Origin of the sequence: Vibrio sp. B183, from assembly GCF_000740665.1 — a bacterium.
In the GTDB taxonomy this organism is placed as follows: Bacteria; Pseudomonadota; Gammaproteobacteria; order Enterobacterales; family Vibrionaceae; genus Vibrio; species Vibrio coralliilyticus.
Window position 1 is genome coordinate 12,594 of sequence record NZ_JPQB01000007.1, and the last position, 16,654, is coordinate 29,247.

14 protein-coding genes are annotated in these 16,654 nt (G+C 46.3%); 7 read left to right on the forward strand and 7 right to left on the reverse strand.

The window, feature by feature from the left end; genetic code table 11:
- Window positions 1–32 precede the first annotated feature (32 nt).
- From IX95_RS08905 to IX95_RS08930, 6 genes are all read right to left on the reverse strand, one after another.
- On the reverse strand, window positions 33–836 hold the full coding sequence (locus IX95_RS08905; protein WP_038158905.1) for an N-acetylmuramoyl-L-alanine amidase-like domain-containing protein: 804 nt from the start codon (window positions 834–836) through the stop codon (window positions 33–35).
- A gap of 99 nt (window positions 837–935) precedes the next feature.
- The gene (locus IX95_RS08910; RefSeq protein ID WP_031342848.1) at window positions 936–1,679 is read right to left on the reverse strand and encodes a DUF481 domain-containing protein; all 744 of its coding nucleotides are present in this window, start codon (window positions 1,677–1,679) and stop codon (window positions 936–938) included.
- A 253-nt stretch (window positions 1,680–1,932) separates the two neighbouring features.
- Window positions 1,933–3,276 carry an ATP-binding protein gene (locus tag IX95_RS08915; RefSeq protein WP_038158907.1) on the reverse strand — a complete coding sequence of 448 codons (1,344 nt, stop codon included), beginning with the start codon at window positions 3,274–3,276 and terminating at the stop codon, window positions 1,933–1,935.
- Window positions 3,266–3,925 carry a response regulator transcription factor gene (locus tag IX95_RS08920; RefSeq protein ID WP_021456799.1) on the reverse strand — a complete coding sequence of 220 codons (660 nt, stop codon included), beginning with the start codon at window positions 3,923–3,925 and terminating at the stop codon, window positions 3,266–3,268. The genes IX95_RS08915 and IX95_RS08920 overlap by 11 nt, the downstream gene beginning before the upstream one ends.
- A gap of 12 nt (window positions 3,926–3,937) precedes the next feature.
- The gene (locus IX95_RS08925) at window positions 3,938–4,291 is read right to left on the reverse strand and encodes a PepSY domain-containing protein (RefSeq protein WP_436411200.1); all 354 of its coding nucleotides are present in this window, start codon (window positions 4,289–4,291) and stop codon (window positions 3,938–3,940) included.
- A 399-nt stretch (window positions 4,292–4,690) separates the two neighbouring features.
- On the reverse strand, window positions 4,691–6,430 hold the full coding sequence (locus tag IX95_RS08930; RefSeq protein WP_038158912.1) for a DEAD/DEAH box helicase: 1,740 nt from the start codon (window positions 6,428–6,430) through the stop codon (window positions 4,691–4,693).
- Between the two features lie 73 nt (window positions 6,431–6,503).
- On the opposite strand from IX95_RS08930, the gene rsuA reads away from it, so the two are divergent.
- The 3 genes from rsuA (at window position 6,504) to IX95_RS08945 (ending at window position 9,229) form a co-directional block, all read left to right on the forward strand.
- Window positions 6,504–7,205 carry a 16S rRNA pseudouridine(516) synthase RsuA gene (rsuA, locus tag IX95_RS08935; RefSeq protein ID WP_038158914.1) on the forward strand — a complete coding sequence of 234 codons (702 nt, stop codon included), beginning with the start codon at window positions 6,504–6,506 and terminating at the stop codon, window positions 7,203–7,205.
- A 159-nt stretch (window positions 7,206–7,364) separates the two neighbouring features.
- Window positions 7,365–8,570, forward strand: a complete 1,206-nt coding sequence (locus IX95_RS08940; protein WP_038158916.1) for a Bcr/CflA family multidrug efflux MFS transporter — start codon at window positions 7,365–7,367, stop codon at window positions 8,568–8,570.
- On the forward strand, window positions 8,570–9,229 hold the full coding sequence (locus IX95_RS08945; protein WP_038158919.1) for a DUF2913 family protein: 660 nt from the start codon (window positions 8,570–8,572) through the stop codon (window positions 9,227–9,229). Before IX95_RS08940 ends, IX95_RS08945 begins: the two co-directional genes overlap by 1 nt.
- A gap of 35 nt (window positions 9,230–9,264) precedes the next feature.
- Here IX95_RS08945 and IX95_RS08950 read toward each other — a convergent pair whose 3' ends face one another.
- A complete protein-coding gene (locus tag IX95_RS08950) occupies window positions 9,265–10,701 on the reverse strand; it encodes a DUF2867 domain-containing protein (protein ID WP_038158922.1) in 1,437 nt (478 codons plus the stop codon).
- Window positions 10,702–10,804: 103 nt separating this feature from the next.
- On the opposite strand from IX95_RS08950, the gene IX95_RS08955 reads away from it, so the two are divergent.
- The 4 genes from IX95_RS08955 to IX95_RS08970 all read left to right on the forward strand — a co-directional run bounded on the left by IX95_RS08955 (window position 10,805) and on the right by IX95_RS08970 (window position 16,536).
- A complete protein-coding gene (locus IX95_RS08955; protein ID WP_038158925.1) occupies window positions 10,805–12,181 on the forward strand; it encodes an MATE family efflux transporter in 1,377 nt (458 codons plus the stop codon).
- A 123-nt stretch (window positions 12,182–12,304) separates the two neighbouring features.
- Entirely contained in the window at window positions 12,305–12,976 is a 672-nt protein-coding gene (locus IX95_RS08960) for an ABC transporter ATP-binding protein (RefSeq protein WP_006962515.1), read from the forward strand.
- Window positions 12,957–15,410, forward strand: a complete 2,454-nt coding sequence (locus tag IX95_RS08965) for an ABC transporter permease (protein WP_038158929.1) — start codon at window positions 12,957–12,959, stop codon at window positions 15,408–15,410. The genes IX95_RS08960 and IX95_RS08965 overlap by 20 nt, the downstream gene beginning before the upstream one ends.
- Window position 15,411: 1 nt before the next feature.
- Window positions 15,412–16,536: a lipocalin-like domain-containing protein gene (locus IX95_RS08970; protein WP_038158932.1), complete on the forward strand. Its 1,125-nt coding sequence runs from the start codon at window positions 15,412–15,414 to the stop codon at window positions 16,534–16,536.
- Window positions 16,537–16,654: the final 118 nt, after the last annotated feature.

Here is a 16,654-nt window from a genome sequence, read left to right on the forward strand (position 1 = left end):
AAAAAACGGCAACTTGTTAAGTTGCCGTTTTTTTAACTTGAAGAAGTACTGGTGGAGAACCGATAAACGATGATACCGGGTTTGCTTTTCAGATATTCCAGCATTGGCGTGTCGACGACTTTACCTTCGATAGAGGAGGCATGGCGGAAAATGGGTTTGTCACCATTTTCGACAAAGATACCTGTATGAGAAACGTCTAATCCGCGTTTATGGCTGTATATACCGATTAAATCACCGCTTTTCAGTTCTTTAATTAAAGAATCATCGACAAATTCTCGTGGGATAAAACTGATGTTCTTGTCTTTAATCGGAACAGAAGGGATCCAACGTTCACCTTCAGGTGTTTTTTGATTAATGTGCTTAACGGTCGTGACCGCTCGACTATCAAGATCAAGCGTAATGTCTTGAACATTAAATGGGCTGTTTTCCAACCAATCAGAAAAAAAATGACGGCGCATGAGAAAGTCTACGTTACCGTATAAGTAACGCGCTAGCTTAAGATTCTTATCGAACTGGCCGAAGGAGTCGGAAAAGGCGAGGGAAGTAACGTAGTCGAGCAGAGTAAAGCAATCGACGTGGTTAAAGTTTTTAACCAGCACTTCTTTATCTGAATTGATGGAAGTAAGTGTATTTGCTTCATAGTCGACTCCGATAAACATACCGGAGGTTTGAACGATGCGATCAGGTGTGCTGAGTTGGTTGTCGTTCTGAATCGTTGTCAGAATCTCTTGTTCATCTACGCGTTTGTCCTTCTCCATTCGCAAGTAACTGGAGAAAAGGCTGCCACCGGCAATGGTGGTGGCAGTAATTGACAACACTACGAGGGCTTTTTTCATACAATCATCCTTGTGTAGCCTCTTGCTTTTATGAGTTTTGACGTTGTTTCTTAACTCAAACCTACCTGACCGCAAAGCTAATTAATAAATGAAATAACCTTAAAAATCGTAACTAAGACTCATCGTCGAGTAGATTTCATCATTAGATTGATCGTCAGCAACGGTGGTGTTGTAGATGTATTCCACATCGAAAACCAGCGCCAAACTGCCCATCAGGATGTTCTTTACGTATGCTTTGGTGTTGTAGTGAGTATTCTCTTCACCGTGTGCTACGTCCATAACTGCACCGACAGAAAATGTTTCTGAAAACGATACAGATCCATCCAATGTTGAGGTTGCGATGACTTCGTAGTTGCGTAAGGAGGGGAATTCACTATCGGTTGGTTGACGTTCAGAAATTCGGTAACCCGGACCGAGTGATACAGACAGTTTGGCTGTATCGGTATTATGTAAATAGAAACCGAGGCCACTCATTAAGACCCATTGTTTGCGATATGTGCCGTATAGGTCGTTCTCAAAACGGGTAGCAGCTCTTAAGAAGCTGGTTTCAGTATAGTCATAGGTTGACCCTGCATTAATAGTGTAGCGGTTGGCACCATCGTCGGCGTTGTCGGCGTCCGTATAGTAGCTTTCAAAACCACCTTTGTGTTCCCATTGGTCTTTGCTATAGCCTAAAATCAACGCGGTATTGTAAGACAGCGATGAACTAGTGTTTTCGGTGTAGATAAAGCCCAGTTTTGTCTGAGCCGAAAAAGGGTCTTGAGGAAGTGTCTCTTCTTCCTCTGCGTGTGCTGCACTCGTAGCCAGAGCAACAGCCAGAGCAATCATTGATTTTGTTTTCATTTGAATAAAGCGGACTTTGTACAATGTTTGCTCATTATGTTTGCATGCCCGCAAATGTTAACTGAATCATCATAAATCATGATTGACTCAGTTTTAGCCTTCTCAAATGTTGTCAAAGGAAGTTCGCTGGTGTTCTGGACGGTATTGTTACTTGGTCAAGAAGATTGAATGAAGTTTAATGAAACGTTTTATCTGAAATAGAAAAGCAGGCAAAAATGCCTGCTTTGTTTAGTAGCGTTTTGTTGAGAGTTTTTTAGTGAGTCGTTTTCATCGATAAGATAGCTTTTAGCCCACCCATCGAACTGCGATCTAAGGTTAACTTACCCCGATAACTGTGGGCCATTTCACTGACAATATTCAAGCCTAGCCCTGTGCCCGGAGTTGTCTCATCTAAACGTACACCACGTTTAATAACTTGTTTGAGCTTCTCTTCGGGGATGCCTTGGCCGTCGTCTTCAATGATGATGTCGATGGTTTCGGCGTCTTCACTATTTTGAGTTGCATGAACGCGGATGATGCTGTCAGACCATTTATAAGCGTTTTCTAGAATATTGCCGACCATTTCGTCAAGATCAGTTTCTTCGACCGCAGTGACCAAGTCAGAGTCAAGCTCATTGATCAGTGTGATACCGCGCTCCGCATAGACTTTATCGAAAGCCATTGAGATTGCATCAACGCGCTCAGACGGGCAGGATTTCACAGAAAGAATGTTTTTAGAGCCAGCCATTCGGGCACGGCCTAAGTGATAATCTATCTGGCTTTGAATTTGATCGAGCGAAGGTTGCAGTTGCTGCTTGGTTTGTTGGTCTTGGTTGGCAACTTCATTCTTTAACACTGAAAGAGGGGTCTTTAGTGCATGAGACAAATTACCCGCATGGTGACGAGCACGTTCTAACAGCTCCTGATAGTGGAACACAAGAGCATTCAAATCCGACACGACAGGCGCGACTTCGCGTGGATAATCTTCTTCGAGCTGGGTCTTCTTACCTGAACGAAGTTGAGAGAGCTCTTTGTGCATCTTGGTCAATGGGCTCAGAGACCACTGTACCTGAATAACAATGAGTGTTAGGACGCCAAGGTAAAGTAGTGCAAGTATGACCCAAAGTTGGCCCATTAAGCTGCGGACAGTGTCTTCTATCGGTTGCTCGTCAATACCAATAGTGACTTCGATAGGGCCATCGTAATCAGGGTAATAGAGTGTCGATTCGATATAGATGAGCTTCTCATCTCGAGCCCCCAGTAAATCATGATCGCCTTTTTCGGTCAGTGCTTTGTCCCAGAGAGAGCGAGAACGTAGTAAATCTTTATCCGTTTTGGCGGACCAGTATAGGCCACTGTAGGGGCGGTTGAAGCGCGGGTCCGAAAGGGGAGTGCCGATGGCCACATTGCCTTTCTCGTCCGCTTCAATTGTCGCGGCAATCTCGTCCATGTAAGTTGCCAATTGTGCCTTGGCATCATCTTCCATGTAGACATACACCTGAGAAGGGACCATGACACCGGCGGCGACGATCATCGCGGTCAACCAAACAACCGCCGCCAGAACGAGGCGGCTTTTGAGGCTGAGCTTTTTAAGTAAATGCGCTTTTTTATTCGGCATTAAGCTGGTATCCCAGTCCTCGGACGGTTTTGATCACTTTAGGTGCGATTTTCTTGCGTATACGCCCGATAAACACTTCGATGGTGTTGGAGTCGCGGTCAAAGTCTTGTTTGTAGATGTGTTCTACCAACTCGGTTCGCGAGATTACCTTTTCTGGGTTATGCATGAAGTAAGCAACGACTTTATATTCTAGTGCGGTTAGGTCAATTGCTTGGCCTTGCCACATGACTTTAGAAGAGCGGGTGTCTAAGCTCAGACTTCCCACTTGCATCACAGGAGATGCGTTACCTGATGCGCGGCGAAGCTGGGCGCGAATTCGAGCGATCAGTTCAACCATTTCGAACGGTTTGGTCTGGTAGTCGTCTGCACCTGCATTAAGGCCTTCAACGCGTTGAGTTAGGGTATCACGCGCGCTCAGAATAATGACGGGCGTGTTGATGTTTTCATCTCGGATACCTTTTAGGACGGTCAAACCATCAAGCTTTGGCAGGCCAAGGTCGAGTACAATCGCATCCCACTCCTCGGACGTAGCACGATAGAGTGCATCAATGCCATCTGCTGACAGTTCTGGTACCCAACCATTCTGTTCAAGGGCTTCTATGATTTGTTCCCCAAGGCGAGGTTCATCTTCCACTACAAGTATTTTCATGACGTTCTTCTTCTAATTCTTAAGGGCTTGTTTGAAATTGCGACCTTTGATGAGCATCATTTCCAGCGTTTTGGCGTTGTACTCAACTTTGATGATGTTGTTGTTATAATTTAACTTTAGTTCGTAAATCCAAATATCATCTTCTTCTTCAAGTTCGACTTTGATAATGCGTCCGTGAAGGTCTTGTTCCACCGCAGCGTAAAGATCGGAGAATGGGCGAATATAGCCTTTACGAACAGCGTCGTAGACCTCGTCCTGATCTTCTTCAAATTCAATTTCTGTCCCTGCTTTATGGACATCCTGTACCAGAGCATGGCCATCTTTATCATCGTGTCTGTCAGCGTAGGTAGGGTAAGCAAGCACCATACAAAACGTGACAGCAAGGGAGCAAATTAACTGCTTATGAAACATAGCGTTACCTTCTCGGAAATTCTATGACTCAGTATAATGAATCTTTTCTGAATACAAAGTGAATATTAAGTATGAGCTGATAGAGTGCTTAGGGTCTGTTGACCTTTTGAGCTGATTTTTGCAGCAGTTTGTGGGTTCTTTATACAAGGCAGAGGATTTGAAATGTAGTTGCCCTACCTGATAAGCCGATAACGCAGTAGAAAGGAACCACAAACGCTGCCCAGAGGGTTCGGCTAAAAGCGTTTTACTCTTTGTTGAGAGGTGTTTTGCTTAGGTCACTAGGCGACAAACCTCTCGCCGCGACTAAAACGCTTTTATCTCGAACAAAATTTAACCGCAAAAGGTCAACAGACCCTAGTTGGTTAGCTCATCCTCAAAGATTTTGTCACGCATTTTCCAGAATCGCCCAGCTTTACGCGCGATCACGAACTGAGGTGGCCTAAAACGATGCTGATTATTGACCACCTTGGTCGGAGAGGCATCGTCAAACGGACGATGTTTGTCAGCGAGATGAGGCCGAACAAACATCTCTTTGAATGTCTGCTTCTGCTTCTTGGTCGTTAAAGACCAGAATTCGTGCACTTGAGCTTGGTTTTCCCCCACATAAGAGACCTTGAGGCTGCTTTTGCCTTTGTCATCTTTGTGAACACTCAAATCCATCGACAAGCACTCGAATACCAAAGCGTCTTTTAAGTTTAACGCTTCTTTAAGCTTCTTGTCAGGGTCCACTAAGGTGGCATCGCATTCGTGACAAATTCGCGCAGCTATATCATTGTCTGCGCCGCATTCCCCGCAGTATTTGGCGCGGAAACGATAATTACAGTGCTCTCGCTCGCCAGTCTCTTCGTCTTCGAAAAAGCCCTGACATTTTCGACCGAAATGCTCAATCAGAAAGCCATTGTTATCCAGCTTTCCCCAGAAGTTGTTGTTGAAGCCACAAGCCGGGCAGGGGATGGTGATGATTTCGCTGTCGGAGTCAGGTTTGGCATCACCCACTTCCGGCTGATAGAGATCGTAGCTGTTGCCTGCATAATCCAGTACCAGACACTCTTCTTTGCCCGGAGAAAGACGCAGCCCTCGTCCAACAATCTGCTGATACAAACTGATTGATTCTGTTGGTCGCAGAATTGCTATCAGGTCGACATGAGGGGCATCAAATCCTGTGGTTAACACAGAGACATTAACCAAGTATTTAATTTTACGGTCTTTAAAATCTTGGATGATGGTGTCGCGTTCAGGTGTTGGGGTGTCGCCAATCACAAGTGCAGTTTGGCCCTCAGGAAGAAGACCATAGATTTCTTGAGCATGTCGAACCGTTGCCGCGAAGACCATGATGCCTTGTTTGTCCTTAGCAAGATGAATGATTTGCTCGACAATCTGAGGTGTCGCCCGTTTGGCTTTGTCGATCACCATGTCCAGCTCCGCTTCTTTATAGCGGCCTGTGGTTGCGGGTTTGAGCTGTGAGAAGTCGTAGCTCAGTACGGGGGCGTCCATCATGCGAGCAGGGGTCAGGAACTTTTCATCAAGTAAGTAACGAATAGGCAGCTCGAAAATGCAATCTCGAAAGAACCTTGGTTCCTCTGTTCTGACCAGGCCGCGCGTGTGATATTGGTAAATCCAACCCATACCAAGCCGATAAGGAGTGGCAGTTAAACCGAGCACTTTGATGCCCGGATTCAGCTCACGCAGGTGAGAAATCACTTTTTGGTAGCTGGTGTTTTTGTTATCCGGCACGCGGTGGCACTCGTCAATCACCAGTAGCGAGAATTGGTTCTTGAAGTCATCAAGGTTTCTGACCACAGATTGAACTGATGCAAACACCACTTGTTGGTCAGTCTCTTTACGGCCTAAACCGGCAGAATAGATTGACCCTTTGAGATCGTACCCCTCGTACTTAGCGTGGTTTTGTTCCACCAGCTCTTTGACGTGCGCCATGACCAATACCTGACCTTTAGCCAGTCTGGCGAGTTCAGCAATAACCAGACTTTTTCCTGCTCCAGTTGGTAGCACAAGGACGGCTGGGCTGGAGTGTTTACGGAAATAGTGAATAACGGCTTTCACCGAGTCGGCTTGGTAAGGTCGGAGTGTATACATAAATTGTGTGAAATAGCTCAACTATTTAGTCTAGTGGCTCTATAATACCTCACCTGATTGAGATGAGGTATTCATGCGTTTAGATAAATACTTGTGTGATGCACTGGGTGCGACACGTAAAGAAGCAACAAAAATCATTAAAAGTGGTGATGTCACCGTCAACGATATCGTGCAGAAAAGTGGTGCGGTGAAAGTGACGGACGACTGTATTGTCGAATGGCAAGGACGTGAGATTCAGAAACCGGGTCCTCGTTACATCATGTTGTTCAAACCCGATGGTTTTGTCTGTTCGCATGAAGATGGATTTAATCAAACAGCCTTCATGCTACTCGACGAAGTGAAGATGGAAGATCTTCATTTCGCAGGGCGCTTAGATGTCGATACAACGGGTTTAGTGTTGATCACCGATGATGGTCAGTGGTCACACCGTATTACTTCGCCAAAGCACAAATGCGAAAAGACTTACCGCGTTTGGCTGGTTGACCCGATTGGGGCTGATTACGTGGCACAGTTTGAACAGGGCATCGAGCTTCGTAATGAAAAGGCGGCGACGTTACCAGCGAAACTGGAAATCGTTGATGAAGAAGAAAAAGAAGTATTGCTGACCATCACCGAAGGTAAATACCATCAGGTGAAACGCATGTTTGCCGCACTGGGTAACAAGGTGGAGCACCTACACCGTGAACGTATCGGTAATATCGTTCTGGATGACGAGCTGGAACCAGGCGAATATCGCTATCTGACGCAAGAAGAAATTGAATCAGTCTGGAACTAATCATCTAAATTGGAAATAGTTTAGTTCCAATTAGGAACTAGTCTTTTATAGAGATATCGCTCAATATAGATCGGCTACAGACTCGTGGATGCGAGTCTCTCTTTTCTGTTTGGTTGCAGCACGGAAGCTGCATATCTAACGCAACCGAGTAGGAGATTTATGTCTGATACTGCATTAGAGCAAACCAAAGCACCCCAAATCACTTTTCTTCTTTTTCTTGTTCTGGGTGCCATCGGCGCATTGACGCCACTAGCCATCGACATGTATTTGCCAGCGATGCCGACCATCGCCCGTGACCTAGGCGTTGCAGACGGGGCAGTGCAAATTACCTTAACCGCGTATACCGCAGGTTTTGCCATTGGCCAGTTGATCCATGGTCCACTCGCTGACAGTTATGGCCGTAGGCCCGTTCTGATCTTAGGCGTTTTGTTTTTTGGTCTGGCTTCCGTCGTTAGCGCAACCACGACCGGCATTGAAGCGTTGACTTGGGTACGCACAGCTCAAGGTTTTGCGGGCGCAGCAGCGGCTGTCATCATTCAGGCTGTGGTTCGCGATATGTTTGATCGCGAGGATTTTTCTCGTGCCATGTCGTTTGTGACCTTAGTTATTACGATTGCTCCTTTGATAGCTCCTATGATTGGGGGCTATATCGCCGTTTGGTTTGGCTGGCGTGCGATTTTCTGGATTCTGGCCGCGTTTGCTGCGGTGGTGATCGCTTTGGTTTTCTGGAAAATTCCAGAAACGTTGAGCGAAGAGAACAAACAGCGCCTTCGCTTTGGTACGACGATACGTAACTATTTCCGCCTGTGTAAGAATTCAGTCGCTATGGGTTTGATTTTATCTGGCGCATTTTCTTTTGCCGGTATGTTTGCCTTTCTGACCGCAGGTTCGTTCGTCTACATTGATATTTATGGTGTACAGCCGAATCACTTTGGTTATTTGTTTGCGTTAAACATCGTCGCGATGATCATTATGACCATGATTAATGGCCGTCTGGTGAAGAAGGTCGGCTCCCATGCCATGCTCAGATTTGCTCTGTTGGTTCAACTTGTCGCTGGATTGGGGTTATTTGTTGGTTGGATGCTTGACCTAGGGCTGTGGGGCACTGTACCTTTCGTGGTCCTTTTCATTGGTACCTTGTCGACAATTGGTAGTAACACCATGGGTTTATTACTCAGTGGATACCCAGCTATGGCGGGTACGGCTTCTTCATTGGCAGGAACGCTGCGTTTTGGCACGGGTTCTGTGATTGGCGTTGTCGTTGCTATGTTGCCTGATGGGGCGACTTGGCCAATGATTACTGTTATGACGGCGTGTTCAATTCTGTCCGCCGCATTTTACTGGATATTTGGAAGAAAGGCGTAATGTCTCAGTACACTGTTGAAATACAAAACTTGGTCAATACCGCTCTAGAAGAATTGGCCGCAGACCATAAATCAGGTAAAGCCGTGGATGCACCTGTGGCAAACAATCATTATCTGGTGCGTTGGGTAACCCGTGCTCTCAAGTCACAGCGTTTTCATCGTTGTGTGGTTGATGATCTCACTCGTTGGCAAAAAGCGGGGCGCTCGAAAGGTAACGAAGCCGGGTTGATGTTCACATTCCAGCGTATTTCTAAGTTCTACGCTGAGTTTTTCCCTCAAGGAGAAGCGGAGCGAGTGATTAAAGACAGTGAAATTAATGCATTTCTCGACCAGATGGAAGAAAGTGGTTGGGAAGTGTCAACGTCAGAGCCGCTTCTTAACTGCGGTAAAGTTCAGATTTTTACTGAAGGCCCAAACTCTTTCGCGTTGTGCACTAACCAGTGTGACGACTGTTTTGACGGGGACACTCTTATTAAGCCAATGAGTTGGTTTGTTCGTGGTAACCACGCGCAGTTTGTTGAAAAAGCATCAGCCGCAGGATTCATGCTACACAAGATTACTGACTACAAATCAAACGTTAAGTACCATGGGGAATATCTGGTTTATCCAGGCAACCAAGGAAATCAATTAGCTGAGATTCCAATCGGTTATCAAGTTTAGCTTGCAGTGTTTATTTTATTTGAAAAGAGCTTCCATTATGGAAGCTCTTTTGCTTTTCGGACAATGGCTTTCACCATACCTTTAAAGATAAATAGATGTGCAGGCATCATCGCGAACCAGTACAGTAAGCCTCTTAACCCTTGTGGGTGCCACCAGGCTTGGATAGTCAGTTTGCGTTTGCTGCCTAAGTCTTCCAATGAAAATTCCAAGCGGCCCAGGCCGGGGCCTTTCATCCCAAACAGTAATGACAGAAATTGCTCTTTTTCGCAGCGAATCACTTTCCAAGAGTCAATATAATCGCCCACTTGCAACTCTGGCCCGTGAGGAGAGCGCCGCACAGGTCGCCCTCCGCCAAAAAATAGATCGAGCCATTCCCTTGTGCGCCACATTGGGTTGGCAAAAAAGTAACCCTCTTTCCTGCTACCAATTTGTTTGACTATTTCCCACAGTTGTTCTGAACTTAAATCCGTTTCTATACTTGCACCTGTTTGTTTTGGGTAATAGCCATAGCCAGCTTGCCAGCGCTTTAGAGCAGCAGGGTCGAACCCCCAAACTTCGCTACGAACAAAATGACCTTCTTCGTCGATGCTTTTTCTGACCATTTGTTCGTAGCTGACAAGTGCTTGAGGGTAGCGTTGGCGAATGTCGTTGGAGTTGGCAATAAAATCGTGCTCTAAGCCAGATAGCAGAGCAGCCCCAATACTGGCAGGAACAGAAGTAACAATACCCAGCCAGCGCGATGCGAGTTGAGGCGTCAGTAATGATGTTGACCAGAGCTTGATGGGCTTTCGAATTACAGTGCTGATGGTTTCGAATTGCTCACGATAACTGAGAGTATCCGGTCCTCCCACTTCGTATAGCGCATGACTGGTAGGGGATTCCTCAATAAGCGACAACAAATAGTGGTTGAGGTTTTCCAGCGCGATAGGGTTGGCTTTCGAGTCTACCCATTTCGGAGTGACGAGTAGAGGCATGTTGTAGACAAAGTCTCTCATGATCTCGAAAGCCGCTGAACCGGGGCCTATGATGACCCCCGCTCGTAGCTCAGTGACGGGTATTCCCGCTTTGCGAATAATGTCACCCGTCATTCGGCGCGCTTTAAGGTGTTCTGAATTGCCAGTCTGAGGTTGAATTGCGCTGAGATAGATGACGTGTTTAGTATGACTGCTCTTTTTTAGTGCTGATTTGAAATTTTCGGCAAGGGATATCTCATACTCAAGAAAGTCATGGCCGTGCGCCATCCCGTGAACCAAGAAATAGACAACCTCGTATTCAGGCACAATACGCAGTGTTGCCTCTTGGTCAGCGAGATCAAGATAAATCAATTCAAGGTTAGGGTGGGGAGTGACTCGGGCTTTCAAATATTCAATTTGTCGAGCCGCTGCCGTCACATGGTAGCCTTTGTTACATAGTTGAAGCAGCAACTGCGAGCCCACATAGCCGGATGCGCCCAGTACTAGCACTTTTTTCATCTCGACCCCTTATTAATAATATGGTTTATGCGCAAGGCTGATCATATAATAAACGGTATATTTTTTCCCTTCCTATCATAGTGTTGTCGATTGAGGTGAGTAATTGAGCACGATCTCACAGGTTCTATTCCATACGCGCGGTGAGTTTTTGCGACGAATGATCGCTATCGCTTTACCTATTACCTTGCAAAGTATCATGTTCTCTAGCCGTGGTTTAGTGGACGTGTTGATGCTTGGCCAATTAGGTGAAGCGGAAATTGCTGCAGTCGGAGTTGCGGCCAGAGCAACCTTTGTTACAACGATTATGCTGGTAGGTGTAACGACAGGCGGAGCGCTGCTTACAGCCCAATATTGGGGTGCAGCTGACCGTCAGGGCGTCAAAGAAAGTACTGCCCTGACTTGGCTGGTATCAATGATTTTTGCTGTGTTTACCGTAGCGATTTTTGTTTTGTTCCCAAGTGAAATCATGGCTCTGACCACTGAATCTCAGGAAGTAAATCAGTTAGGTAGTCAGTACTTGGTGATTACAGCAGTGACAATGTTTGCTGTCGCGTGCGTTGCCAGCATGTCTGTTGGTCTCCGCTCGATGCATAAACCCGGTATCAGTACCTTTTTTAGTGGTATTGGTATTGTGTCCAATATTTTTCTTAACTGGGTACTTATCTTCGGTAAGCTGGGTTTTCCCGCGATGGGGATCAAAGGTGCCGCAATCGCCACAGTGCTAAGTGGAGCGATTGAAGTTGCAACACTATTTGGCTATATCTACGCAAAAAAGCACTTGCTGGCTTTCGGAGCTAAAGATCTTAAAGCGGTAATCCAATGGGAAAGGGTTGTACGTTTTTTGAAACTTTCTTTACCCACCACGTTTAACTTTCTCGCTTGGGCTGGTGGGTTGTTTGCCTATCACGCGATCATGGGGCAGTCCGGAGTTCAGGGATTGGCTGCGCTGTCGGTCATGTCGCCGGTTGAATCGATCGCTTTGGCACTCTTGATCGGAATGTCCAATGCCGCTGCTGTGCTAGTGGGTAACCAGATTGGCGCCAAGAATTATGAGGCAGTCTATTATCAGGCGATTGGCATGACCATACTGAGCTTGATTGTAGGCATTGTTGTCGCTCTGATTTTGTACTTATGTCAGGGACTTGTTCTTGATGCTTTTAGTGCATTGACTGATGAGACTCGTGCTTTGGCTGAGAAGTTCATGGTTATTCTGTGCTTTGGCATTATTTTACGCTCAATTCCTATGATGGTGATCGTTGGTGTACTAAGAGCTGGCGGTGATGTGAAGTTCTGCCTCTATCAAGACTTGATTGCTCAGTGGCTGATTGGTATACCGCTCGCCGCGTTCGCAGCCATTGGCCTAGGATGGGAGCCTGAGTGGGTTTTCCTACTATTTTTGACCGAGGAAGTCATTAAATGGGGCGGTTCGCTTTATAGGATGAAAACACAGCGTTGGATGAAAAATTTGATCGAAAATTAGACATGAATCGTCCAGGAGTTGTGTTTAGATGCATATCTTGTGATCTAGTATCCAAAATACTTCCTCCCAGCGTGGTTTTAGTGTAGATTCACAGTCCAATTTTGAACGATTGCGAGACTTTTAATGCTTCAGCTAACAGACCTATGTAAAGGCTATGTAGATGGTGGTGAATTTCACCCTGTCTTGCAAGGTGCTGAGTTGTCATTAGAACAAGGCGAGCAAGTCGCTCTGATGGGTGAAAGTGGTTCAGGAAAGAGTACGTTACTGAATTTGATTGCGGGGTTGGATACTGTCGATTCTGGCGAAATTTGGTTTCCGAATTTCTCTATGCATGAAATTGCCGAAACCAAACGTACTGCATATCGTCGTAACAACATTGGCCTTATCTTTCAGCAATTTAACTTACTTCCAACACTCAACGTCGCTGATAATATTCGTTTTTGTCGCCAGCTTAAGGGGCTCCCCGAAGACAAAGGTCTATGGCGTCAAATCCTTTCTGCATTAGATTTAATGCCACTGTTGGGTCGTTACCCTGAAGAAGTCTCGGGTGGCCAGCAGCAACGAGCCGCTATTGCCCGTGCGCTTTATATGGAACCCAAAATTCTCCTTGCCGATGAACCAACCGGCAGCCTTGATGAGCGAAATGCCGAAGCAGTGATGCGCCTTCTTACTACGTTGACTCGCCAGCTAGAGTGTACATTGTTACTGGTGACACACAGCGAGCGGGTAGCGGAACACATGGAAGGTCGAGTGCGTCTTCAAGGAGGGCAGCTTCATGTTATGGCCCGTAGTTAAAGCACTACTCGGCCATTACAGACGCTACCCTTTTCAAATCCTTCTTGTCTGGCTCGGTCTTACGTTAGGTGTGTCACTTTTAGTGGGTGTGACCTCTATTAACGATCATGCGAGGCAAAGCTACGAACACGGTGAAAAACTCTTTTCTAATCCTCTTCCTTACCGTATTCGCCCTAAACACATCACCAATAAGATTCCTCAGGGCTTCTATGTCCAACTTCGTCGCGATGGGTTCAACCAGTGCGCACCATTTGAAAGCCTACGAGTAAACATGGCCAATGGGACGGATCTGATGCTAGTTGGTGTTGATCCCGTGGCTATGTTGCAATTCAGGCCCGCGACGATTCTGAAAGATTTCTCTTCTCTGCAATTGATGAACAGCCCATATCCGATTTTGGTCAGTTCCGATCTCGCCGCACATATGAAATGGCAGGACAATGACTTTATCCCGCTCAGTGATGGCAGTAAATTAGGGCCGATTGTTGTTGATACCCAAGACCGATTGAACGGTACTCGGATTATCGCCGATATTTCATTGCTTAGAATGTTAGAGCGTAGTTCCGGAATTTCAGTCATTGCCTGTGGTGAAATGCCTCCGGAAAAACTAGCACGTCTCAAAGAGTACTTACCCAACGGCATGAGCATTATGCGTAATTCACGTGCTGAGCTTGAATCACTGACGCAAGCCTTCCACATGAACTTAAGCGCTATGGGGATGCTGGCGTTTCTCGTTGGTCTATTTATCTTCTACCAAGCGATGTCACTTTCGTTGACTCAAAGGCAGCCGTTAGTCGGTGCGATGCGTCAAACCGGCGTTTCTGGTTGGCAACTGGCTAAGGCACTCTGTTTAGAGCTTTTGGTGTTGATCACGATCAGCTGGTTGTGTGGTAACGTGCTCGGCATTTTGCTTGCTAATCAGCTTATTCCTGCTGTTTCGGCCAGTTTGGGCGACCTTTATGACGCGAATGTTGGCTTGTTGATCTCGTGGAGCTGGAAATCCAGTATATACAGCCTATACATGACGATCATTGGTGCTTTTGTTGCTTGTGCCTGGCCTTTGGTGCGTTTACTGCGTTCACAGCCGATTCGATTAACAGCACGCTTATCTTTAGTTCGTTTTGCGGGCACTGAGTTTACGATCCAAGCCTTGCTAGCTTGCGCGTTGTGTGTGACAGCAATCGCCATTTATCAGGCGCCGCAAACACAGGAATCTGGCTTTGCGATTGTTGCTTTGATGCTACTGAGTGTGGCGTTGTTTACTCCGTTCCTAATCTGGAAAGTATTTGATAGCCTTTCTTATTCGCTTAAATGGGTGAAAACACGCTGGTTCTTCGCTGACGCGGCAGCCAGCATGAGTTACCGAGGTGTAGCGACCATGGCGTTTATGTTGGCAATGGCAGCCAACATTGGTGTTGAAACCATGGTTGGTAGCTTCCGTGATACAACCGACAAATGGCTGAGCCAACGTTTAGCCGCTGACTTGTACATTTATCCGAATAACAGTGCTGCGGCTCGTATGAGCGGTTGGTTGTCTAAACAGCCGGAAGTTGATTCTGTTTGGTGGCGCTGGGAGAAAGAGGTCAATTCTAATAAAGGAGTTCTTCAGGTTGTCAGTACAGGTGCCTCAGAAGGGGAGTTGGACTCCTTAACCGTGAAGCTGGGCATTCCTAACTACTGGTATCACTTACATCACTCTAAAGGTGTGATGATCAGTGAATCGATGGCACTGAAACTAGGTATTCGCCCGGGCGACTCTATCGATTTATCTGGCAAGCTTGGTAAAGGCTGGCAGGTGGTCGGTGTCTACTACGATTATGGTAACCCCTATAATCAAGTTCTGCTTTCACACCGTAATTGGCTGTATGCCTTCGCTGGCGGAGGTACCGTTGCTTTAGGCGCTGTATTGAAAGATGGCGTTAATTCTGTTGGTCTTAAAAGGCGAATGGAGTCGGTGTTCCGTTTGAATTCGGAAAGGATTTTCGACAATAGCCATATTCATAAGCAGGCGATGAGGGTGTTTGACCGGACCTTCTCAATAGCCGATACACTCGGCAATATCACCTTGATCATCGCAGTATTTGGTATTTTCTTTGCCACGGTCGCTGGTGAGGTATCACGTCAACGTCATGTCTCGTTGCTGCGTTGCCTAGGGATGTCTGGTAAAGAATTGGTTGTTATGGGTGGTCTACAACTGTTTGTCTTCGGGGCAATATCGATTCTAATTGCGTTACCGCTTGGCTTGGCTCTGGCTAATTTAGTGGTAGATATCGTCATTAAGCAGTCTTTCGGATGGACACTTGAGCTTCAGTTAATCCCTGAAGAATATCTTCACACCAGTTTGATGGCGATGGGCTCGCTGATGCTGGCTGGTGCTTTGCCAGTATTGAGGATGATTCGAAACACACCAATGAAATCACTAAGGGACGCATTGTAAAATGAGGAAGTCCATTCAAGCGAAAACCCTTGTGAGAGCTTTGCTATTGCTCATAGTAGTAGGCGTGCTCGTTTGGGCTGCTTATCTCAGATACTACGTTATGCCTCAGACGGCGAAAAACAGCTCGGTGAATCACGTGATGCAGTCAGAGCCGACTCAGGTGTTTGAACCCGTCCTGCCCAATAACCCGGTTAAGATTCCAGTAGATTTTCGATTCCATAATGAATATCAGCATGAGTGGTGGCATTTCTTCGCGAATGTGAAAGATCAAAATGGTGAAGAATATGGTATCCAATGGAGCTACTTTCGAGTCTCAATGGATGATAGAGACGGAATTGGATGGCAAAGCCCTCAACTCTATATCTCTCACGTGGTAGTCTCTAATAAAGATAAGGTCTGGAAAGAACAGCGGCTCGCGAGAGGTGGAATCGGCCAGGCAGGTATGACGAATCGACCGTTTCGTATTTGGATTGATAACTGGTTTTGGCGTTCGCTTGGCAAAACGCCATTCCCAGGGCAACTAAGTGCTGTAAGCGATAGCTTTAATGTCCAGCTTCAAACTATTGCTCACGGCCCTTATGTATTACCGGGCGACAAAGGGTACGTCGAAAAACACGATTTACTGCCAATTGCTTCCTATAACCTCACCAATCCGTTTCTGAAAGTGAAAGGGATGCTTCAACTGGGTTCGCGCAAGTTGATTCCTGTCGAGGGGGAAGCTTGGATGAGTAAAGAGTGGGGCAGTGGATTGATGGCAGAGGGCCAAAAGGGCTGGGACTGGTTTGTACTCCATCTAGATAATGAGACCACACTCTCCATCAGTCGCTATCGGCATGCCCAACAGTTGCCATATCTGTTTGGTACCTTGTCCCGTAAAGATGGTAAGGCAGTGAAACTGTCAGCTGAGGATATGTCGATTGAACCCCATGAATCTACGTTGTTCAATAATGGCAAACATATCCCGTTGCAATGGGATATCAAAATCCCTGAGTACGATATTAACCTTACAACTCAAGTGCTTAACCAGGAGCTTTGGTTGCCATTTGTTGTTCCGTATTGGGAAGGGCCTGTTCAAACTTCGGGTAGCCATCAAGCGAAAGGTTTCATGCAGTTGACAGGTTACTAAATTAAAAAAGCGGCGCTAAGTGACTAAAAACGCAGTTTCTCATTTAATGAGAAACTGCGTTTTTGTTTGTGTTGGTAATTCTCTGAATTTACCTATACTTACGTAAGGAATAAACGTT